The sequence below is a fragment of the Thalassobaculum litoreum DSM 18839 genome (assembly GCF_900102465.1).
Taxonomy (GTDB): domain Bacteria; phylum Pseudomonadota; class Alphaproteobacteria; order Thalassobaculales; family Thalassobaculaceae; genus Thalassobaculum; species Thalassobaculum litoreum.
This window is the reverse complement of the sequence record NZ_FNBW01000002.1, coordinates 79481-98116: the sequence shown is the minus strand read 5'-3', so window position 1 is coordinate 98116 and position 18636 is coordinate 79481. Positions and strand designations below refer to the sequence as shown.

General features: G+C 67.8%; 21 protein-coding genes, 1 other RNA gene and 1 pseudogene. 14 read left to right on the top strand and 9 right to left on the bottom strand.

Going from position 1 to position 18636, the window contains the following annotated elements; all coding sequences use genetic code 11:
- Nucleotides 1-80: 80 nt before the first annotated feature.
- The 3 genes from BLS34_RS03625 to BLS34_RS03615 all read right to left on the bottom strand — a co-directional run bounded on the left by BLS34_RS03625 (nucleotide 81) and on the right by BLS34_RS03615 (nucleotide 3372).
- A complete protein-coding gene (locus BLS34_RS03625; protein WP_093148242.1) occupies nucleotides 81-1766 on the bottom strand; it encodes a peptidoglycan -binding protein in 1686 nt (561 codons plus the stop codon).
- A 3-nt stretch (nucleotides 1767-1769) separates the two neighbouring features.
- The gene (locus BLS34_RS03620; RefSeq protein ID WP_028793945.1) at nucleotides 1770-2906 is read right to left on the bottom strand and encodes a hypothetical protein; all 1137 of its coding nucleotides are present in this window, start codon (nucleotides 2904-2906) and stop codon (nucleotides 1770-1772) included.
- A 64-nt stretch (nucleotides 2907-2970) separates the two neighbouring features.
- Complete coding sequence (locus tag BLS34_RS03615) at nucleotides 2971-3372, bottom strand: OmpA family protein (protein ID WP_093148240.1); 402 nt, start codon at nucleotides 3370-3372, stop codon at nucleotides 2971-2973.
- Between BLS34_RS03615 and BLS34_RS03610 the strand changes: the two genes are divergently transcribed.
- The gene (locus BLS34_RS03610; protein ID WP_093148238.1) at nucleotides 3350-3733 is read left to right on the top strand and encodes a hypothetical protein; all 384 of its coding nucleotides are present in this window, start codon (nucleotides 3350-3352) and stop codon (nucleotides 3731-3733) included. The two genes, BLS34_RS03615 and BLS34_RS03610, sit on opposite strands and share 23 nt — an antisense overlap.
- A gap of 402 nt (nucleotides 3734-4135) precedes the next feature.
- On the opposite strand, the gene BLS34_RS03605 is transcribed toward BLS34_RS03610, so the two are convergent.
- Together BLS34_RS03605 and efp are read right to left on the bottom strand one after the other, a co-directional pair.
- Nucleotides 4136-4942, bottom strand: a complete 807-nt coding sequence (locus BLS34_RS03605; RefSeq protein WP_093148235.1) for an inositol monophosphatase family protein — start codon at nucleotides 4940-4942, stop codon at nucleotides 4136-4138.
- Between the two features lie 54 nt (nucleotides 4943-4996).
- On the bottom strand, nucleotides 4997-5563 hold the full coding sequence (gene efp / locus BLS34_RS03600) for an elongation factor P (protein ID WP_028793948.1): 567 nt from the start codon (nucleotides 5561-5563) through the stop codon (nucleotides 4997-4999).
- 265 nt (nucleotides 5564-5828) lie between these two features.
- Between efp and BLS34_RS03595 the strand changes: the two genes are divergently transcribed.
- On the top strand, nucleotides 5829-6197 hold the full coding sequence (locus BLS34_RS03595; protein ID WP_028793949.1) for a hypothetical protein: 369 nt from the start codon (nucleotides 5829-5831) through the stop codon (nucleotides 6195-6197).
- A 4-nt stretch (nucleotides 6198-6201) separates the two neighbouring features.
- On the opposite strand, the gene thiE is transcribed toward BLS34_RS03595, so the two are convergent.
- From thiE to tkt, 4 genes are all read right to left on the bottom strand, one after another.
- The gene (thiE, locus tag BLS34_RS03590) at nucleotides 6202-6825 is read right to left on the bottom strand and encodes a thiamine phosphate synthase (protein WP_093148234.1); all 624 of its coding nucleotides are present in this window, start codon (nucleotides 6823-6825) and stop codon (nucleotides 6202-6204) included.
- A gap of 11 nt (nucleotides 6826-6836) precedes the next feature.
- On the bottom strand, nucleotides 6837-7763 hold the full coding sequence (locus BLS34_RS03585; protein ID WP_093148231.1) for a class I fructose-bisphosphate aldolase: 927 nt from the start codon (nucleotides 7761-7763) through the stop codon (nucleotides 6837-6839).
- 27 nt (nucleotides 7764-7790) lie between these two features.
- A complete protein-coding gene (gene gap / locus BLS34_RS03580) occupies nucleotides 7791-8798 on the bottom strand; it encodes a type I glyceraldehyde-3-phosphate dehydrogenase (RefSeq protein ID WP_028793952.1) in 1008 nt (335 codons plus the stop codon).
- Nucleotides 8799-8875: 77 nt separating this feature from the next.
- The gene (gene tkt / locus BLS34_RS03575; RefSeq protein ID WP_093148229.1) at nucleotides 8876-10879 is read right to left on the bottom strand and encodes a transketolase; all 2004 of its coding nucleotides are present in this window, start codon (nucleotides 10877-10879) and stop codon (nucleotides 8876-8878) included.
- 288 nt (nucleotides 10880-11167) lie between these two features.
- Here tkt and BLS34_RS03570 point away from each other — a divergent pair, with 288 nt between their 5' ends.
- From BLS34_RS03570 to tolR, 12 genes and pseudogenes are all read left to right on the top strand, one after another.
- Nucleotides 11168-11389: a DUF4164 family protein gene (locus BLS34_RS03570; RefSeq protein ID WP_093148226.1), complete on the top strand. Its 222-nt coding sequence runs from the start codon at nucleotides 11168-11170 to the stop codon at nucleotides 11387-11389.
- Between the two features lie 3 nt (nucleotides 11390-11392).
- Nucleotides 11393-11722 (top strand): cell division protein ZapA, encoded by a 330-nt coding sequence (locus BLS34_RS03565; RefSeq protein ID WP_028793955.1) that lies wholly within the window; start codon nucleotides 11393-11395, stop codon nucleotides 11720-11722.
- 106 nt (nucleotides 11723-11828) lie between these two features.
- Nucleotides 11829-11987: non-coding RNA, 6S RNA (ssrS, locus tag BLS34_RS03560), on the top strand.
- 94 nt (nucleotides 11988-12081) lie between these two features.
- Nucleotides 12082-12681: a 5-formyltetrahydrofolate cyclo-ligase gene (locus BLS34_RS03555; protein WP_028793956.1), complete on the top strand. Its 600-nt coding sequence runs from the start codon at nucleotides 12082-12084 to the stop codon at nucleotides 12679-12681.
- Between the two features lie 3 nt (nucleotides 12682-12684).
- Nucleotides 12685-13500 carry a TIGR00282 family metallophosphoesterase gene (locus BLS34_RS03550; RefSeq protein WP_028793957.1) on the top strand — a complete coding sequence of 272 codons (816 nt, stop codon included), beginning with the start codon at nucleotides 12685-12687 and terminating at the stop codon, nucleotides 13498-13500.
- A gap of 314 nt (nucleotides 13501-13814) precedes the next feature.
- The gene (locus tag BLS34_RS03545; protein WP_093148223.1) at nucleotides 13815-14564 is read left to right on the top strand and encodes a YebC/PmpR family DNA-binding transcriptional regulator; all 750 of its coding nucleotides are present in this window, start codon (nucleotides 13815-13817) and stop codon (nucleotides 14562-14564) included.
- 42 nt (nucleotides 14565-14606) lie between these two features.
- Nucleotides 14607-15065 (top strand): annotated as a pseudogene (ruvC, locus tag BLS34_RS03540) (crossover junction endodeoxyribonuclease RuvC); the annotation flags it as partial.
- A gap of 152 nt (nucleotides 15066-15217) precedes the next feature.
- The gene (gene ruvA / locus BLS34_RS03535) at nucleotides 15218-15841 is read left to right on the top strand and encodes a Holliday junction branch migration protein RuvA (protein ID WP_028793959.1); all 624 of its coding nucleotides are present in this window, start codon (nucleotides 15218-15220) and stop codon (nucleotides 15839-15841) included.
- Nucleotides 15838-16926 carry a Holliday junction branch migration DNA helicase RuvB gene (gene ruvB, locus BLS34_RS03530; protein ID WP_093148219.1) on the top strand — a complete coding sequence of 363 codons (1089 nt, stop codon included), beginning with the start codon at nucleotides 15838-15840 and terminating at the stop codon, nucleotides 16924-16926. The genes ruvA and ruvB overlap by 4 nt, the downstream gene beginning before the upstream one ends.
- On the top strand, nucleotides 16919-17335 hold the full coding sequence (gene ybgC / locus BLS34_RS03525) for a tol-pal system-associated acyl-CoA thioesterase (RefSeq protein WP_038013939.1): 417 nt from the start codon (nucleotides 16919-16921) through the stop codon (nucleotides 17333-17335). The genes ruvB and ybgC overlap by 8 nt, the downstream gene beginning before the upstream one ends.
- A gap of 156 nt (nucleotides 17336-17491) precedes the next feature.
- The gene (gene tolQ / locus BLS34_RS03520; RefSeq protein ID WP_038014659.1) at nucleotides 17492-18163 is read left to right on the top strand and encodes a protein TolQ; all 672 of its coding nucleotides are present in this window, start codon (nucleotides 17492-17494) and stop codon (nucleotides 18161-18163) included.
- Between the two features lie 3 nt (nucleotides 18164-18166).
- Nucleotides 18167-18622, top strand: coding sequence for a protein TolR (gene tolR, locus BLS34_RS03515; protein WP_028793962.1), 456 nt, complete (start codon nucleotides 18167-18169; stop codon nucleotides 18620-18622).
- The last annotated feature ends 14 nt before the right edge of the window (nucleotides 18623-18636 follow it).

Sequence of the window (18636 nt, the reverse complement as noted above, 5' to 3'; positions counted from 1 at the left end):
CAACGGTCGCCGGTGCATTTCAGAACGCGGGTAATTACCCGAGAGGGTGGGTTTGCGCAAGGGGCAGTCGGCAATTTCTTCTAACGTTGGGTCAGTTTCAGCTCGATGCGCCGGTTGCGGTTGATGTTCTCGGTGTCGATCGGCTGGAACTCGCCGTATCCGGTGGCCGACAGACGGCTCGCCGGAATGCCCTGTTCGATCAGGAACTCGACCACCGAGATCGCCCGGGCGGCGGACAGCTCCCAGTTGTTGGCGAACTGCTCGTTGTAGATCGGCACGGTGTCCGTATGACCCTCGATCTGCAGGATCCAGTTGATGTCGTCGGGGATCCGCCCGGCGATCTCCTGCAGGGTGCTGGCGAGCTGGGCGAGGGACTCGCGGCCGTTCTCGCCGATCTCGGCCGAGCCGGACTCGAACAGCACCTCCGACTGGAAGACGAAGCGGTCGCCGACGATGCGGATGTCCTGACGGCCGGACAGCACCTCGCGCAGGCGGCCGAAGAACTCGCTGCGGAACCGCGCCAGCTCCTGCACCTTCGTGGCCAGCGCGGCGTTGAGGCGCTTGCCGAGGTCGACGATGCGCGACCGCTTCTCCTCGTTCTCCTGTTCGGAGATCTCCAGCGCCTTCTCGATCCGGGCGAGCTGCTGGCGCAGGGCGGCGATCTGGGCGTTCAGGAGTTCGACCTGCTGCTGGGCCTCGCTCGAGACCTCCTCCTCGGCACTCAGCGCGCTGCGGGTCTGGACCAGGGTCTCCTGGGTCGCGCTCAGCTCGCTGAACAGCTCCTCCAGACGGATATCGCGCTGCTCGATCTCGCGCTGGGCGAGCAGGGTGCGCTCGGTCTGGTCGGCGAGCTTCGCCTCCAGGGCCTTGGTCCTGTCGCGCTCGGCGCCGAGGTTCTGGTCGAGCTCGGCGATCCTGTCGGCGGCGGCGGCAAGCTCCTCGCGCAGGGCCTGGCGGGTGGCCTCCAGTGCCGCGCGCTCGGCGCGCAGCTCCTCCGCGGTCTTCTGCTCCACCTCCAGATCCGATTGCAGGGCCTCGACCGACTGCTCGGCGGTGTCGAGATCGGCCTGCAGCCGCTCGCGCAGGGCGGCGAGGCTGGAGACCTGATTCTCCAGGTCGTCGCGGGTCTTGCGCAGGGCGGCCAGATCCCGGCGCAGACGCTCCAGGTCCTTGAGCTGCAGCTCTATGGTCTCGCGGTTGGCCTGAACCACCTCCAGCGCCCGGTCGAGATCGGTGGCGATGGCGTCGCGCTCGGAGGTGGCGATACGCTCCTTCTGCTCGGTCTCGGCCAGCTTGCCCAGCAGGGCGTCGCGCTCCTTCAGCACCTCCAGCAGCCGCGCGTCGACGCCGGTGCGTCCCGCCTCCAGGCTGTCGATGCGGCCCTGCAGGACGGCCCGCTCGCGGGTAAGCTCCGCCAGCCGGCTCTCCAGGGTCGACTGGGCCGCGGTCAGGCGATCGACCTGGGCGCTGAGCCGGTCGCGGGTGGACAGTGAGGTCTGCAATTCGGCGGAGAGTTGGGCGACGGTCACGCGCAGTTCCGCGTTGGCCTCGCGCTCCAGCGACAGCAGGTCGGACAGCTCGGAGATCTGCTGGTTCAGCCGCGCCAGGGTCTCGTCCTTACCGGACAGGATCTGAGTGAGGTAGAACTGGGCGACGATGAAGATCATCAGGACGAAGATGATCACCATCAGCAGCGACGCGAGCGCGTCGACGAAGCCGGGCCACGTGTTGGTATCCCGATTGCGTCGGCGGGACAGCGCGGACATGGATCAGTCCCGCCGTTCTTCCTCGGCCAGTGCCGCGATGGTACGCGCCACGAGCCGGATCTCTCCCCGCAGTTCCTCGGTCATCTGCGCCCGGCCGTTGCCGCTGTCCTCCAGCATCCGCGCCATATAGGCCTCGATGTTGCGCAGGTGGCTGCGCACGATCTCGTCGCGTCCGCCGCCGCTGGCATCGGCCAGCCGTGACAGCACCGGCCGCAGGTCGTCCTGGGCGGAGACCATCCGGTGCAGCATGTCCCGGTCGGTGTCCAGCTTGTCGGTCAACTCGCGGAGCTGTTCGACCAGGGCGACCATGATGGCGTTGTTGCTGCGCCGATCGTCCTCGCCGCGCGACATGATGCGCTGCAGCTTGTCGAGGGACTCCGCCGTCTGCTCCATCAGCGCCTGCTGGTAGGCGGTGGCGGAATGCTCGCCGTCGCCGATGATCGAGGAGCCGCCCAGGCGGGTGAAGCTCGACAGCCACTCCTCCAGCTCGTTGTAGAACCGGTTCTGCGCCTTGCCGAGCTGCAGGTCGAGGAAGCCCAGTACCAGCGAGCCGGCGAGGCCGAACAGGGAGGAGGCGAAGGCGGTGCCCATGCCGGACAGCGGCGACTGCAGGCCGGCCTTCATGTCCGAGAACACCGTGCCGAGATCGCCGCTTTCGATCGACAGGCCGTTGATCACCTCGCTCACCGCGCCCACCGTGCGCAGCAGGCCCCAGAACGTGCCGAGCAGGCCGAGAAAGATCAGCAGGCCGATCAGATAGCGCGAGATGTCCCGCGACTCCTCCAGACGCACGCTGATGCTGTCCAGCAGGGAGCGCAGCGACATGGCCGAGAGTGTGCTCTGCCGGCCGCTCGACTGGCGCTCGTTCAGCAGGGTCGCCACCGGCGCCAGCAGCACCGGGTCGCGCTGCATCGACATGTTGTTGCGGAAGCTGTCGATCCAGGAGGCTTCCGGGGCCAGCAGGAAGACCTGCTGAAAGACGAAGAGGATGCCGATCAGCGCCACACCCAGGATCACGCCGTTCAGGGCCGGGTTGGCCATGAAGGCGTCGATCAGCGCTCCGAACAGCACGCCCGCCACGACCAGAACCGCGACGAGGAAGATGATCATGCGGACCAGATAGCGACGCGGATCGGTCACGAGGCGGTACGTCCTTTTCTTCGTCGGCCCCCGGGGACGGAGCCGGTGGCGGTCAGGCCATCGATCAGCGGTTTATGACGACGAGATCGACCCGGTCGGCCGGACCGTCATCGGCCCGATTGCCGAGGGCGCGGACATCCATGCGCGTGCTGGCGATGTCGTTGTCGATGAGATACGCGCGGACGGCCAGAGCCCTGGACAGGGACAGACGGCGGGCCTTGTTGGCGCCGTCCTGATCGCCGTTGGCATAAGCCATGAGCTGCAGGCGCAGCCCGCTGTCCTCTTTCAGCTTGGCGATGACCGGATCGAGCTTGGCCGCGGCGTCGCCGGGAAGCTGGGACTGGCCGCCGGGGAAGGCGATGCGGGTGGTGTCGCCGCTGGCGCTCTGCGACGACGGCTGCGGCGCCGGGTTCGAGGTCGTGGCCACCGGGGCGGAGGCGGGCGTGGCCTCCTGCCGCTTCGGCACGGCCGGTGGCGGAGGCGGTGGGGCCGCGGAAGCGCTACGGGTCGGCTTCGGCTCGCTCGGCGGCGGGGGTGGCGGCGTGGCGCCGGCGCTGCTGCTAGCCGAGGGCGCCGGAGGCGGCGGCGGCGGCGGTGTCGGCGCGGCCGATGCGCTCTGCTGCGGTTGCGGCTTCGGCGTGACCGGTTTCGGCACGGCGGTGCTCGACGCGGCGGTCGAGGAACTGGACGGGCGCGGCGTGGGCTGGCGCAGCTCCGGCGCCTGGGTAGAGGCGGAGGCCCGCGGCACGGCGGCGACCGAGCGCGACGGTGCGCTGCCGCTGCGGCCCTGGATCAGCGCCTGGACCGCCGGGGGCGGGGCCGCGTAGCGCGGCGCATCCGGCCGCACCAGGAATGTGGGGACGTTGTTCGGCGCCCCGGTCGTCACGCCCGGCGTCGGATAGGCGCCCGGAGACGGCATCGGTGGCGCGTAGCCCGGCATGGTTCCGGCGGACCCGCCATAGCCGTCGAGTACGCTCAGATCGACCGTAACGTTCGGATTGGTCTCTATGTATGGGCTCGTGACCGTCTGCGCCCGCAGCGGAGCGGACCCGCCCGTGGCGGCGATGGCGGCGGCGATAAGCGTCAGTGCGACGTGCGCGCGATGTCCCCGCATCGTTCCTCCCGAACCAGCGATTGCCCGCCGGTTATACCAGAGGTGGGGAGTCCGACAACAGCGCCGCCGAGTCGCAGCGGCGGCTAAATCACTATAAATGGCAGGGGAACGCGCTTTATGCGGACTTCGCGCCGCGCAGAAGCTTCAACAGAGGCGCGTGCAGCGCGTCGTTGGCGGCAACAACATCGCCCGATTCGAGGACTTCGGTGCGGCCGGCGAAGTCGCTGACGTATCCGCCAGCCTCCTTCACCAGGAGGAGGCCGGCGGCGATGTCCCACGGATTCAGCTTGTGTTCCCAGTACCCGTCGAAGCGGCCCGAGGCGACCCAGGCCAGGTCCAGGGCGGCGGCCCCGAACCGGCGCACGCCGGCGGTCGCTCCCATCACCGCAAGCTGCTGGGCGATGAAGGTATTGTGGTCGCCGCCGAGCCCGGTGACCGGAATGCCGGTGGCCATCACGGATTCCTGCATGTTGCGGCGTCCGGAGACCCGCAGGCGGCGGTCGTTAAGATAGGCGCCGGCACCCTTCTCGGCCCAGTAGAACTCGTCGGTCAGCGGTTGGTAAACGGCGCCGGCGATGATCTCGCCCTTTTCCTCCAGGGCGACCGAGATGGCGAAATGCGGAATGCCGTGCAGGAAGTTCAGGGTTCCGTCCAGCGGGTCGATGATCCAGCGCTGCTTGTTGGGATCGGTGCCCTCGACGGTGCCGGACTCTTCCATCAGGAAGCCGTATTTCGGCCGGGCGTGCTTCAGCTCCTCGTACAGCAGCTTCTCGGCCTGCTTGTCGGCGGTCGACACGAAGTCGGCCGGTCCCTTCTTGGAGACCTGCAGGTTCTCGACCTCGCCGAAGTCGCGGCGCAGGCTGCGGGCTGCCTTCTGGCAGGCCTTGAAGACGACGTTGTACAGGGCCGAGCGGACGGCCATGGGCAGATCCTCGATGGTTGGATGCGGGGCCCGGTCCGGCCGGGCCGCCGATACTCAGTCTTTCGCGCGCTCGACGTAGGTGGAGTCTTCCGGCTTCACCACGATCCGGGTGCCGGACTCGATGTGCGGCGGCACCATGACCCGCACGCCGTTCTCCAGAACGGCCGGCTTGTAGGAGGAGGAGGCGGTCTGCCCCTTCACCACGGCGTCGGCCTCGACGATCTGCATCACGACGGTGTCGGGCAGGGTCACCGAGAGCGGCTCTTCCTCGTAGGACTCGATGGTCACGGCCATGCCGTCCTGCAGGAAGGCCTTCTGCTCGCCGACCATCTCGGTCTTGACCATGATCTGCTCGTAGGTCTCGCCGTCCATGAAATGCAGGTTGTCGTCATCGGCATACAGGAAGGTCGCCTGACGCTGTTCGAGGCGCACGCGCTCGACCTGCTCGTCGGCGCGGAAGCGCTCGTTCAGCTTGGTGCCGCTGCGAATGTCCTTCATCTCGACTTGGTTGAAGGCGCCGCCCTTGCCGGGCTTCACCGCCTGCGTCTTGGTGACGACCCAGAGCCGGTTCTGGTGCTCGACCACATTGCCGATACGCACCGCGTTGCCGTTGATCTTCATTGAAGTCCCGTCCGCGAAAAGAAGTGCCGGAAATCGCGGCGGCTTGTATCAGGCGGGGCGCGCGGTGTCCACGCTTTGCCCCCCGCCGCGGGCGTCTCCCGGAACCCGGAAGGGATCGTCGGTCGACCTTCGGGTTGACCGGGCATGGATCACAAATACGTGTCGGGCCGACAAAGTGTGGAGTCTCAGATGTTTGCTGCGAATACTCGGTTGTAGGTGTACACTTGATAACAACTCGACCCGGTGATTTGGGAGGCTCCCACCCATGGCCCGTGCGCCCGGTAAGACCGATAGGCTCGACAACAGTACCCGCCGCAGCCTGACCGTGCTGGCCGACGCCACCGCGGAGGTGGTCGGCCGCAACGACGTCTACGAGGCGATCGCCAAGGTCGCCGAGGAAGGCGGGGGCGGCGACTATGAGACGGCCCGCGACAAGTTCGACCACATGAATGTGGACGACCGGGCGCGCATCCGCTCCCAGGCGATCGAGACGCTCGAAGGCAGCGAGAAGCACCAGGACAAGGATGCGCCGGCCAAGGCCGAGGAGCCGGAACAGCTCGACTGGGCCAAGCAGATGATGGGCAACTTCCCCAAATTGTCCGAGGGCCTTGACGGAGATAAGGGCGAGAAGTAGGGCCTCAGCCCTTCAGCACCGCCTCGAACGCTCTCACCCCGGCGGCCGGACCGTCCGGGTATCCCCAGACCGCATTGATCACCGCCAGGAAATCCGCTCCGGCCTCGACCAGCGGGGCGCAGTTCTGCTGGGTGATGCCGCCGATGGCGACGCAGGGCACGGTCATCATCTCCGCCCACCACTCCAGAACCTCGACCGAGGCCATGGTGGTCTCGTCCTTGGTGGAGGAGGGGAAGAAGGCGCCGAAGGCGACGTAGTCGGCCCCGGCCTCGCCGGCTTCCATGGCCAGGTGCCGGCTGTTCTTGCAGGTCACGCCGATCTGCGCACCCGGGCCCATCAGCTTGCGCGCCTGGGCATAGGGCGTGTCCGACTGGCCCACATGGCAGCCGTCGCAGCCCGACGTGATCGCCAGATCCGGGCGGTCGTTCATCAGCAGCGGCACGCCGCGCTGGTGGCAGACCGGCAGGATCGCGTCGGCGGCGCGCAGGATGGCGTCGTCCTCCACGTCCTTCAGACGAAGCTGCAGGCAGGCGACCGGGCCGGCGTCGAGTGCGGCCGCCAGGTCCTCGCAAAACGCCGCCACGTCGGGAAGACGCGGCGGCGTGATCAGGTACAGTTCGGATGCCATTGAGGCTTGGCTCACTTGCCTTTGTAGATGTCGATGATCTGGTCGAGCATCGCCAGGGCCTCGTCGCGCGGGCGCTGGAAGGTGTTGCGGCCGATGATCGAGCCGTTGGCGCCGCCCTCGTACAGGCCGCGGACCTCTTCCATCAGGCCGTCCAGGCCCTTGGCGTCGCCGCCGGAGAACACCACGATGCGGCGGCCGTTGAAGCTCGCCTGCATGACGTGCTTGATCCGCTCGGCCAGGGTCGAGGTCGGGATGCCGTTGCTCTCATAGGCCTTGCGGGCGGCCTCCAGGCCAATGCCATCCTTCGGCGGCTTGACCTTGATGATGTGCGCGCCCATCAGTGCCGCCATGTGGGCGGCATAGGCGCAGACATCGACCGAGGTCTCGGCTTCCTTCGAGAGGTCGCCGCCGCGCGGGTAGGACCACATGACGACGGCGAGGCCGAAAGCCTTCGCCTCTTCGGCCATCTCGCGGATCTGGCCCATCATCTCGAACTGGGAGTCCGAGCCCGGGTAGATCGTGAAGCCGATGGCCGAGCAGCCGAGACGCAGGGCGTCGCCGACCGAGCCGGTGATGGCCTGGGACGGGCCTTCCTTGTCGCGGGCGAGGCTGTTGGAGGAGTTGACCTTCAGGATGGTCGGGATCGCCCCGGCGAAGCTGTCGGCTCCGGCCTCCAGCATGCCCAGCGGCGCGGCGTAGGCGTTCAGGCCCGCGTCGATCGCCAGCTTGTAGTGGTAGTGCGGGTCGTAGCCTTCCGGGTTCGGCGCGAAGCTGCGCGCCGGGCCGTGCTCGAAGCCCTGGTCGACCGGCAGGATCACGACCTTGCCGGTGCCGCCGAGCTTACCCTGCATCAGGATGCGGGCGAGGTTGGTCTTGGTCCCGGGATTGTCGCTCTCGTAGCAATCCAGGATCTTCTTGACCTTCTGGGTGATCTTCATGGGTGCTCTCCTCGGATCGCTCGTGTCTTAGAGGGTTTTCGCCAGCGCAGCGGTGGTGTCCAGCATGCGGTTGGAGAAGCCCCACTCGTTGTCGTACCAGGACAGCACGCGGACCATCTTGCCCTCGATCACCTGGGTCTGGCCCAGATCGAAGGTCGAGGAGTGGCTGTCGTGGTTGAAGTCGGTGGACACCAGCGGCTCGTCATTGATGCCGAGGATCCCCTTCAGCGGACCGTTGGCAGCATCGGAGATCGCCTTGTTGACCTCTTCGATGCTGGTGTCGCGCTTCGGCACGAACTTGAAGTCGATCAGGCTGACATTCGCGGTCGGGACGCGCACCGAGGTACCGTCCAGCTTGCCGGCCAGCTCCGGCAGCACCAGGCCGACGGCCTTGGCCGCACCGGTGGAGGTCGGGATCATCGACTGGGCCGCGGCGCGGGCGCGGTGCAGGTCCTTGTGCAGCGTGTCCAGGGTCGGCTGGTCGCCGGTATAGGCGTGGATCGTGGTCATGTAGCCACGCTCGATGCCGATGGCGTTGTTCAGCACGAAGGCCACCGGGGCGAGGCAGTTGGTGGTGCACGACGCGTTAGAGATGACCTCGTGCTCGGCGGTGAGCTGGTCGTGGTTCACGCCGTAGACGACGGTCAGGTCGGCGCCGGTCGCCGGGGCGGAGATGACGACCTTCTTGGCGCCCGCCTCGAGGTGCTTGGCGGCCTGCTCGCGCTTGGTGAAGATGCCGGTGCAGTCCAGCGCGATGTCGACGCCGAGATCCTTGTGCGGCAGGTTGGCCGGGTCGCGCTCGGCGGTCACCTTGATCTTGCCGAGGCCGATATCCATCCAGTCCTCGCCGGTGGTCACCTTGCCCGGGAAGCGGCCGTGCACGGTGTCGTAGCGGAACAGGTGGGCGTTGCTCTCCACCGGGCCCAGATCGTTCACCAGAACAACCTCGATATCGTCGCGCTTCGATTCGTACAGCGCGCGCAACACGAGGCGGCCGATCCGTCCAAACCCGTTGATCGCAACCTTCGTGGCCATCGTCTCTCTCCTCCGAGTGTCGTCACATAACTGATTGTCAGGTGGGGATATGGGTCAGATCGACGCCAATAACACCACTAGATCCGTGCCTTTACCGCACCGGCGACGTCGCCGGCCGTGATCCGGAAGTGCGCGTACAGCTCCTGATAGGGGCCGGACTCGCCGAAACCGGACATGCCGATGAAGACGCCGTTCTCGCCGAGCAGGCGGTCCCAGCACTGCCGCACACCGGCTTCCACCACCACGCGTACGCCGGAGCCGAGCACCTCCTTGGTATAGGACGGACCCTGAGCGGCAAAAAGTTCAAGCGACGGCATCGAAACCACCGCGGTCGGCACGCCCTCGGCGTCGAGCTGGGCCTTGGCGGCCATGGCGATCTCGATTTCGCTGCCGGTGGCGATCAGGGTCGCCTTGCGGGCGCCCTCGGCCTCGGCCAGCACGTAGCCGCCCTTGGCCGACAGGTTGGCCTCGGAATGCTCGGAGCGCACCGTCGGCACGTTCTGACGGGTCAGCGCCAGGACGCTCGGGCCGGAGACCCGTTGCAGGGCAAGCTGCCAGGCCTCGGCGGTCTCCACCGCGTCGGCCGGACGGAACACCGCCAGGTTCGGGATCGCGCGCAGGGCGGCCAGATGCTCCACCGGCTGGTGGGTCGGGCCGTCCTCGCCCAGGCCGATGCTGTCGTGGGTCATGACGAAGATGCAGCGGATGCCCATCAGGGCTGCCAGGCGGATCGACGGGCGGCAATAGTCGGTGAACACCAGGAAGGTGCCGCCATAGGGGATGACGCCGCCATGCAGCGCCATGCCGTTCATCGCCGCAGCCATGGCGTGCTCGCGCACCCCGTAATGCAGGTAGCGGCCGCCGTAGTTCGACTTGTCCAGGATCTCCTGGGAGCCGACCTTAGTGTTGTTCGAGCCCGACAGGTCGGCCGAGCCGCCCAGCAGCTCCGGCACCACCTGGGCGATCACTTCCAGCGCCTTCTGCGACGACACGCGGGTGGCCAGCTTCGGCTGCTCGGCGCTCAGGCTTTTCTTGTGGGCGTTGATCGCCTCGGCCAGTTCCTTCGGCAGGGCGCCGGACAGGGCGCGCTCGAAATCGTCCTTCTTGCCCGACTTGGCGAGGTGGGCGGTCCAGGAATCGTAGGCGTCCGCACCGCGGTCGCCCAGCGACAGGCCGAGCTCGGTGACCGCGTCGGGGATCTCGAAGGGGCCGTGCGGCCAGTTGATGGCGGCGCGGGTGCCGGCGATCTCCTCCGCACCCAGCGGCGAGCCGTGGGAGGAGGACTTGCCGGCCTTGGTCGGGGCGCCGAAGCCGATGGTGGTGCGGCAGGCGATCAGCGACGGGCGCGGATCGGCCGCGGCCTCGGCCATGGCGGCGGCCAGCGCCTTCGGATCATGACCGTCGCAGGACACCACGTGCCAGCCGTAGGACACGAACCGCGCCGGCACGTCGTCGGACAGGGTCAGGTCGGTCGGGCCGTCGATGGAGATCTTGTTGTCGTCCCACAGGACGTTCATGCGGCCGAGGCCCAGATGGCCGGCCAGCGAGGCGGCCTCGTGGCTCACGCCCTCCATCAGGCAGCCGTCGCCGGCGATGACCCAGACCCGGTGGTCGATCAGGTCGTCGCCGAAGCGGGCGTTCAGGTGGCGCTCGGCGACCGCCATGCCGACGGCGTTGGCAAAGCCCTGGCCGAGCGGGCCGGTCGTGGTCTCGATGCCGGCGGCGGCGCCGTATTCCGGGTGGCCCGCGGTCTTGGAGCCGAGCTGGCGGAATTTCTTCAGCTCCTCCAGCGGCATGTCGCCATAGCCGGTCAGGTGCAGCAGCGAGTACAGCAGCATCGAGCCGTGGCCGGCCGACAGGACGAACCGGTCGCGGTCGGCCCAGTCCGGATGGCGGGGATCGAAGCGCAGGAACTGCGAGAACAGGACGACGGCGGCGTCGGCCATGCCCATCGGCATGCCCGGGTGCCCCGACTTCGCCTGTTCGACGGCATCCATGGAAAGCGCGCGGATGGCGCTGGCGAGGCTGGCGTGGTCACCGTCCGAGAGGGCGGCGCCGGAAATCGGTGCGGAAGCGGTCATGGTACGGTTCGCGGGCTTTTGGCGGGCGTCCAGCGACCGCCGGCGCCTCGGTGGCGCGGAACATGCCGAGGCATCGACGCTCCGTCAAGCGGGCCGGGGGCTCCGAGGCGCAATATATGCGGGGTGCGGAACCCCACATGCCGGTTCGATTGACGGTAGGTGGGACCGGCGGATATCATACGGCACCTCAAGGACGGGACTTAACTCCTTCGTTTCAGGGGGTACATCGCGGGTTTCGGGCGACGAATCGCCGGCGGTGGACGGGATTGGCGGACCAGGACGGCGGGAATGTCTCGGCTGAATGCGGCACGTGAACGGCTGGACAAGGCGGTCTCCCGTCTTGAAAAGGCGCTGGAAGGACTCGACGAATCCGGTGGAGACGGCTCCGCGGTGACGGGCGAGTTGTCCGAAATGCGTCGGGATTACGCCAAACTCTCCAAGGCGGCCGATCAGGTCGAGCAGCGGCTCGACAAGGCGATCGGTCAGCTCAAACTCGTGTTGGAGCCCTGATCCTTGGCCCAGGTCGATATCAGCATCAACGGCAAGTCCTACCGCATCGCCTGCGAGGACGGCCAGGAGAAGCGGCTCGGCGAGCTGGCCCAGATGGTCGACGCCCATGTGGCCGACATGGTGGAACAGGTCGGCCAGGTCGGCGACACCCGCCTGCTGGTGATGGCCAGCCTGCTGGTGGCCGACGAGCTCATGGACCTGCGCGATGCCGCCAACGAGGTCGACGAGGGGGACGAGGAGTTCTCGCCCAACGAGCTGGAGGACATGTCGCTCGCCATCGAGGGTCTGGCCGAGCGGATCGAGCGGATCGCCGGCCGCCTGGAAGGCGCCTGAACCGCCGTTTCGTGGCCTTCCCCCGGTGCCGTCTTCGATGCCGACCGCACTGACAGCTACATCTTCGCTTGAATTTGCCGGGTCCGGGTTTACGTTGGGATCAGCGACGGGGCGGCGCGGTTTGTCAGGCCGCACTTTACCCCTGGGGCTATAATCTCTCTGAGGGAGCTGCCTCTTTCGGGACCGTGGTCTCGGAATCGCGGCGCCCACCTGCTATGCAGGCCACAGAGGGTATGCAAATGCCAACGGCCGAGGCGGCTCCGTCGCACTGAACTTCCTAGGGCATGTGCCCAGCGGGCCGCGTGTCTTCAGAGGCCGTGCGGCTGCGGGAATCCTTTCGACCTGACCCTAGAGCCGTGATGACCGATCCCATTCTCGACCCAGAAGAACTCAGCCGCGCCAAAGCCGAGCTGCGTCAGCGCATGGCCCGCCAGCGCGAGGCGCTGGCCGCCGACACGGCCGACGCGGCCAACCGGCTGGCGATGCATCTTTCCGGGGCGGTTGCGCCGTCTTCCGGGACCGTGGTCTCCGGCTACTGGCCGATGCGCGACGAGATCGACCCGCGGCCCTGCCTGACCGCGCTCTGGTCGGCCGGCTGCCGCATCGCCCTGCCGGTCGTGCCGGACGACAAGCAGGCGCTGATCTTCCGCGCCTGGGAGCCGGACGAGGAGCTGGTGCCCGGCCCCTACGGCACCTCGGAGCCGGGGCCCGAGGCCGAAGTGGTCTACCCGACCCTGCTCCTGGTGCCGCTGCTGGCCTTCGACCGAAGGGGACGGCGCCTGGGCTATGGCGGCGGCTATTACGACCGCACGCTCGCGGCCCTGCGCGAATGGCAGACGATCCAGGCGATCGGCGTCGCCTTCGCCGGCCAGGAGGTCGACGCGGTGCCCGCCGGGGCGCATGACGCCTTGCTGAACGGCTTCGTGACCGAGGCCGGCTTCATCGATATTTCGGAGTAGAACGTGCGTCTGTTGTTCCTCGGCGACATCGTCGGACGGTCCGGCCGCGAGGCGGTCATCCATCATCTCCCCGCGCTGATGCGGGACCTGAAGACCGACTTCGTCGTTGTCAACGGCGAGAACTCGGCCCACGGTTTCGGCATCACCGCCAAGATCTGCGGCGAGCTCTACGACGTCGGCGTCGACGTGATCACCACCGGCAACCACGTCTGGGACCAGCGCGAGATCCTCGACGCCATCGCCGACGACGACCGTCTGGTGCGCCCGATCAACTTCCCGCCGGGCACGCCGGGCAAGGGCGCGGTGGTGCACGAGACCCGCGACGGCCGCCGGGTGCTGGTGATCAACGCCATGTGCCGGCTGTTCATGGATCCGCTCGACGACCCCTTCGCCGCGGTTGAGAAGGCGATCGACGGCACCGCGCTGGGCGGCGACGTGGATTTCATCCTGCTCGACATCCACGGCGAGGCGACCAGCGAGAAGATGGCCTTCGGCCACGCCTTCGACGGCCGGGTGTCGCTGGTGGTCGGCACCCACACCCATGTGCCGACGGCCGACGTCATGGTGCTGGCCAACGGCACGGCGTATCAGAGCGACGCCGGCATGTGCGGCGACTACGACAGCGTGATCGGGATGAAGAAGGAATACCCGGTCAAACGCTTCACCACCAAGCTGCCGACCCCGCGGCTCGAGGCGGCGGACGGCGAGGCGACGGTCTGCGGGATTTTCGTGGTGACCGACGACCGCACCGGCCTGGCGATCAGCGCCGAACCGGTGCGGGTCGGCGGGCTGCTGGCGGAGACGATGCCGGTGGGGTGAGGGGGCACGTCCTCTATCCAACTACCACGTCATCCCGGACGAGACCGGACATGATCCGGGCTCGGGCCGGGACCCAGCCCGTCCGGTCGAGTGCTCGGTCCCGGCCTTGCCCCGGATCAAATCCGGGCCAAACCGGGATGACGGACGTGAGATAAACGCGAGGCAGTTCACCCCACACCCCCGCCTGTGCTACACCCCCGCGCGGCGCCGCGTCGGTGCCGGGGCGACAGGGCTGAAGCCGTGCGTCGAACCCCTACATCTGGTATAGAGAAGCGATTCGCGCCACGAACGGTCGCGGACGGGAGCGTTTGGAAATGGCCGGTCATTCCCAGTTCAAGAACATCATGTACCGCAAGGGCGCGCAGGATAAGAAGCGCGCCAAGATCTTCACCCGCCTGACCCGAGAGATTCAGGTCGCGGCGAAGACCGGCGGCGACGATCCGGCATCGAACCCGGCGCTGCGCACCGCGATCGCGGCCGCGCGCAAGGAGAACATGCCCAAGGACAATATCGAACGCGCGATCAAGAAGGGCTCGGGCGGCGGCGACGACACCAACTGGGAGGACGTGCGCTACGAGGGCTACGGCCCCGGCGGCGTGGCCATGATCGTCGACGCGCTGACCGACAACCGCAACCGCACCGCCTCGGAAGTCCGCGCCGCCTTCTCCAAGTTCGGCGGCAACCTGGGGGAGACCAACTCGGTGTCCTTCATGTTCAACCGGGTCGGTCAGATCATCTATCCGGCCGAGGTCGGCAGCGCCGACGAGGTGCTGGAGGCGGCGATCGAGGCCGGGGCCGAGAACGCCGAGAGCACCGAAGCGGAACACGAGATCACCTGCCCGGTGGAGGACTTCAACACCGTGCGCGAGGCGCTGGAAGCCACGCTGGGCGAGCCGCAGTCGGCCGGCCTGACCTGGAAGCCGCTGAACACCGTCGCGGTGGACGAGGACCAGGCGGGCACGCTGATCAAGCTGTTCGACACCCTGGAAGACAATGACGACGTGCAGCAGGTCTCGGCGAATTTCGACATCGCCGACGACGTCATGGCGAAACTATCCGCCTGATCCCGGAATCGGGTTGCAGGAGGCGGCATCACGGAGACGCGCATGCGGCTGATCGGGCTCGACCCCGGCCTCAGGAATACCGGTTGGGGGGTGATCGAGACCGACGGCGTGCGCCTGCGTCACGTCGCCGACGGCACCGTGCATTCCGACGGCAGCGCCGATATCGCCACCCGCCTGGTGCAGCTCTATGACGGCATCCTGGACCTGATCGACCGCTTCAAGCCGGACGAGGCGGCGGTCGAGGAGACCTTCGTCAACCGCAACCCGGAGAGCACCTTGAAGCTCGGGCTGGCCCGGGGCGTCGTGCTGCTCGCCCCTGCCAAGGCCGGGCTGCGGGTCGCCGAATACGCGCCCAAGCGGGTGAAGAAGGCGGTGGTCGGCACCGGCAACGCGGCCAAGGAACAGGTGCAGGCGATGATCGCCACTTTGCTGCCCGGTGCAGTTATCAAGAGCCCGGACGCCGCCGATGCCCTCGCCGTGGCGGTCTGCCACGCCCATTACGTCCAGTCGCGCGCCTCCTTCGGTCAGTCGGCCGGGGTGGCGGCGCGCAAGACCGGGGCGGTGACCGACATGGCGCCGGGGCTGGAGCGGGCGATCGCGGCGGCGCTGGCCAAGGAAGCGGCCGCCAAGGAACCGGTAGGAGGAGGCGGCTCATGATCGCGCGCCTGAAGGGCATTCTCGACGGCTCCGGCGACGGTCAGGCGGTGATCGATGTCAACGGCGTCGGCTATCTGATCTTCTGCTCCGGCCGCACGCTGAGTGCGCTCGGAAATGTGGGCGAGGCGGTGAAGGTCGAGGTGGAGACCCATGTCCGCGAGGACCACATCCACCTCTACGGCTTCTCCAGCGGCTCGGAGAAGGCGTCGTTCCGTATGCTGCAGACGGTGCAGGGGGTGGGCGCCAAGCATGCGCTGTCGATCCTGACCGTGCTGTCGCCGGACGAGCTGTTCACCGCTATCGCCGCCCAGGACCGCACCCTGCTGACCCGCGCCGACGGGGTCGGCCCGAAGCTGGCGACGCGCATCGTCAACGAGCTCAAGGACAAGACCGTCAACGTGGCGCTGGGGATCGCCGCCGATGCGCCGGCCGCGGCCCGCAACGCGGCGGTCAAGGCCGCCGGCGGCGACACCCTGAACGACGCCGTCTCCGCCCTGGTCAATCTCGGTTACGGCCGGGCCGAGGCCTATGGCGCGGTGCAGGTGGCCCAGGCGGCGCTCGGCGCCGACGCGGCCCTCGACCGGCTGATCACCGGCGGGCTGAAGGAACTGGCCGGATGAGCGGCGACTGGGACGAGGAAGCGGAGGACGCCGCGCTTGAGGATGGCGACCGCCTGATCGACGGCGACCGGCTGCCGGAGGATATGGCGGAGACTACGCTGCGCCCGCAGACCCTCGACGACTTCACCGGCCAGAAAAAGCTGCGCGAGAACCTCAAGGTCTTCATCGATGCAGCGCGGGGGCGCAGCGAGGCGCTGGACCATGTCCTGCTGTTCGGCCCGCCGGGGCTGGGCAAGACCACCCTGGCGCAGATCGTGGCGCGCGAGCTCGGCGTGAACTTCCGCGCGACCTCCGGCCCGGTGATCGCCAAGGCCGGCGATCTCGCGGCCCTTCTGACCAACCTGCAGCCGCGCGATGTCCTGTTTATTGACGAAATACATCGCCTTAATCCTGCCGTAGAGGAAGTGCTGTATCCCGCCATGGAGGATTTTCAGCTCGACCTCATCATTGGCGAAGGGCCAGCCGCGCGATCGATCCGCATCGATCTGGCGCCGTTCACGCTCGTCGCCGCGACGACCCGGTCGGGCCTGATCACCACGCCCCTGCGCGAGCGCTTCGGCATTCCCCTGCGCCTGCAGTTCTACGAGCCGGAGGAACTGACCCGGATCGTCAAGCGCGGGGCCGATCTGCTGTCCTTCGGCCTGACCGAGGACGGAGCCGGCGAGATCGCCAGGCGCGCCCGTGGTACGCCGCGCGTGGCCGGCCGGCTGCTGCGCCGGGTGCGGGACTTCGCCGCTGTCGCCGGCAAGAAGGTCGTCGACGCGGTCCTGGCCGATGCCGCTCTGACCCGGCTCGACATCGACAAGCGCGGTCTCGACGCCATGGACCGGCGCTACATGGGCTGCATCGCCGAGAACTACGGCGGCGGCCCGGTGGGGGCGGAGACCCTGGGGGCGGCGCTGGGCGAACAGCGCGACGTGATCGAGGAGGTCATCGAGCCGTATCTGATGCAGCAGGGGCTGATCCAGCGCACGCCGCGCGGTCGTATCCTGTCGGCGGCGGGCTGGCGCTATCTCTGCCTCACGCCGCCGAAGGCGATCGAGCCGCAACTCGACCTGCTCGGCCGAGGGGAGGACGATGTCTGATCCCTTCCGGTTCCCCGTGCGTGTCTATTACGAGGATACGGATGCGGGCGGGGTGGTCTACCACGCCAATTATCTGCGGTATGCCGAGCGGGCGCGGACGGAATTCCTCCGCGCCGGCGGGGTCGAACAGCGTGAGATGCGCGAGCAGGAGGATTTCGCCTTCGTGGTGCGGCGCTGCACCGTCGACTACCGCGCACCGGCGGTGCTCGACGACGCCCTGGAAGTCGTCACCCGGATCACCGGGGTGCGCGGCGCGGCGCTGGAGGCGGTGCAGGAAGTGGTCCGCCAGGGCGAGTCCGAGCCCCTGGTGGTGCTGGACCTGGTGATCGCCGGGGTGAACAAGCGGGGGCGGCCGGTACGGCTACCCCAGAGAATACGGGATCTGGTCGGCGGCGGTGCCCCGGCCTGAAGTTACGGACTTGACGGCCGGGCATCGGCAGCGAGGAAGAGGAAGTCGATGGAGCAACTTGCACAAGCGGTGGTCGATACGACCCAGAACGCGGCCTCGGGTCTGGCGACGCCGGGACTTGCGGCGCCCGCCGTGGCCCTGTCCCACGAGATGAGCATGTGGGGCCTGTTCATGCAGGCCGACCCCGTGGTCAAGGTGGTGATGCTGCTCCTTGTCGTGGCGTCGATCTGGAGCTGGGCGATCATCTTCGAGAAGATCCTGAAGATGCGCCGCATGCGCCGCCGCGCCCATGAGTTCGAGGACGCATTCTGGTCCGGCGGTTCGCTGGAGGACCTGTACGACCGCATGGGCAGCCACCCGGCCGACCCGATGTCGTCGATCTTCTCCTCGGCCATGCGCGAGTGGCGCCGCTCGGCGGCCAAGGGCCTGACCCAGCGGTCCAACGACCTGCGCGCCAGCCTGCGCGACCGGCTCGACCAGATCATGAATCTGACCATAAACCGGGAGATGGAGGCGCTGGAGAAGCGCATGACCTTCCTCGCGTCGGTCGGGTCCACGGCGCCGTTCGTCGGTCTGTTCGGCACGGTCTGGGGCATCATGAACAGTTTCCAGGCGATCGCCGCCTCCAAGAACACCAGCCTCGCGGTCGTCGCGCCGGGCATCGCGGAGGCGCTATTCGCCACCGCCCTCGGCCTGGTCGCGGCCATCCCGGCGGTCGTCGCCTACAACAAGCTGTCCAGCGATCTGGCCCGGTATTCCGGCCGGCTGGAGGGATTCGCCACCGAGTTCGGCTCGATCCTGTCGCGGCAGCTGGACGAGGGACGGTAGGACGTGGCCGGCGGACTCATCAAACGGGGAACCGGGCACGGCTCCCGCCGTCGCCGGAACCCGCCGCTGAGCGAGATCAACGTCACGCCGTTCGTCGACGTGATGCTGGTTCTGCTGATCGTGTTCATGGTGACGGCACCGCTGCTGACCGTCGGCGTGCCGGTGGACCTGCCCAAGACCAAAGCGGCCCAGCTGACCGACGAGGTCGAGCCGCTGGTGGTGACCGTCCGGGCCGATGGCAGCCTGTACCTGCAGGAGACCGCCATTTCCCGCGACGAGCTGGTCCCGAAGCTGATGGCGGTGTCGGGTGCGAATCCCGATCTCAGAATTTTTGTCCGTGGCGACAAGTCTATTGCCTACGGATCCGTCATGGAGGTCATGGGCCAGATCAGTTCTGCCGGGTTCTCCCGGGTCGCTCTTCTGGCGGAGCTTCCGGAGGAGTCGGCGGGCGCCAATTGACGGCCGGATCGCAG

Bases quoted from the DNA above. Each gene is read 5' to 3' on its own strand.
- BLS34_RS03625 (WP_093148242.1), bottom strand. From the start codon at position 1,766: ATGTCCGCGCTGTCCCGCCGACGCAATCGGGATACCAACACGTGGCCC.
- BLS34_RS03605 (WP_093148235.1), bottom strand. From the start codon at position 4,942: ATGGCCGTCCGCTCGGCCCTGTACAACGTCGTCTTCAAGGCCTGCCAG.
- efp (WP_028793948.1), bottom strand. From the start codon at position 5,563: ATGAAGATCAACGGCAACGCGGTGCGTATCGGCAATGTGGTCGAGCAC.
- BLS34_RS03595 (WP_028793949.1), top strand. From the start codon at position 5,829: ATGGCCCGTGCGCCCGGTAAGACCGATAGGCTCGACAACAGTACCCGC.
- thiE (WP_093148234.1), bottom strand. From the start codon at position 6,825: ATGGCATCCGAACTGTACCTGATCACGCCGCCGCGTCTTCCCGACGTG.
- BLS34_RS03585 (WP_093148231.1), bottom strand. From the start codon at position 7,763: ATGAAGATCACCCAGAAGGTCAAGAAGATCCTGGATTGCTACGAGAGC.
- gap (WP_028793952.1), bottom strand. From the start codon at position 8,798: ATGGCCACGAAGGTTGCGATCAACGGGTTTGGACGGATCGGCCGCCTC.
- tkt (WP_093148229.1), bottom strand. From the start codon at position 10,879: ATGACCGCTTCCGCACCGATTTCCGGCGCCGCCCTCTCGGACGGTGAC.
- BLS34_RS03570 (WP_093148226.1), top strand. From the start codon at position 11,168: ATGTCTCGGCTGAATGCGGCACGTGAACGGCTGGACAAGGCGGTCTCC.
- BLS34_RS03555 (WP_028793956.1), top strand. From the start codon at position 12,082: ATGACCGATCCCATTCTCGACCCAGAAGAACTCAGCCGCGCCAAAGCC.
- BLS34_RS03545 (WP_093148223.1), top strand. From the start codon at position 13,815: ATGGCCGGTCATTCCCAGTTCAAGAACATCATGTACCGCAAGGGCGCG.
- ruvA (WP_028793959.1), top strand. From the start codon at position 15,218: ATGATCGCGCGCCTGAAGGGCATTCTCGACGGCTCCGGCGACGGTCAG.
- ruvB (WP_093148219.1), top strand. From the start codon at position 15,838: ATGAGCGGCGACTGGGACGAGGAAGCGGAGGACGCCGCGCTTGAGGAT.
- ybgC (WP_038013939.1), top strand. From the start codon at position 16,919: ATGTCTGATCCCTTCCGGTTCCCCGTGCGTGTCTATTACGAGGATACG.
- tolQ (WP_038014659.1), top strand. From the start codon at position 17,492: ATGTGGGGCCTGTTCATGCAGGCCGACCCCGTGGTCAAGGTGGTGATG.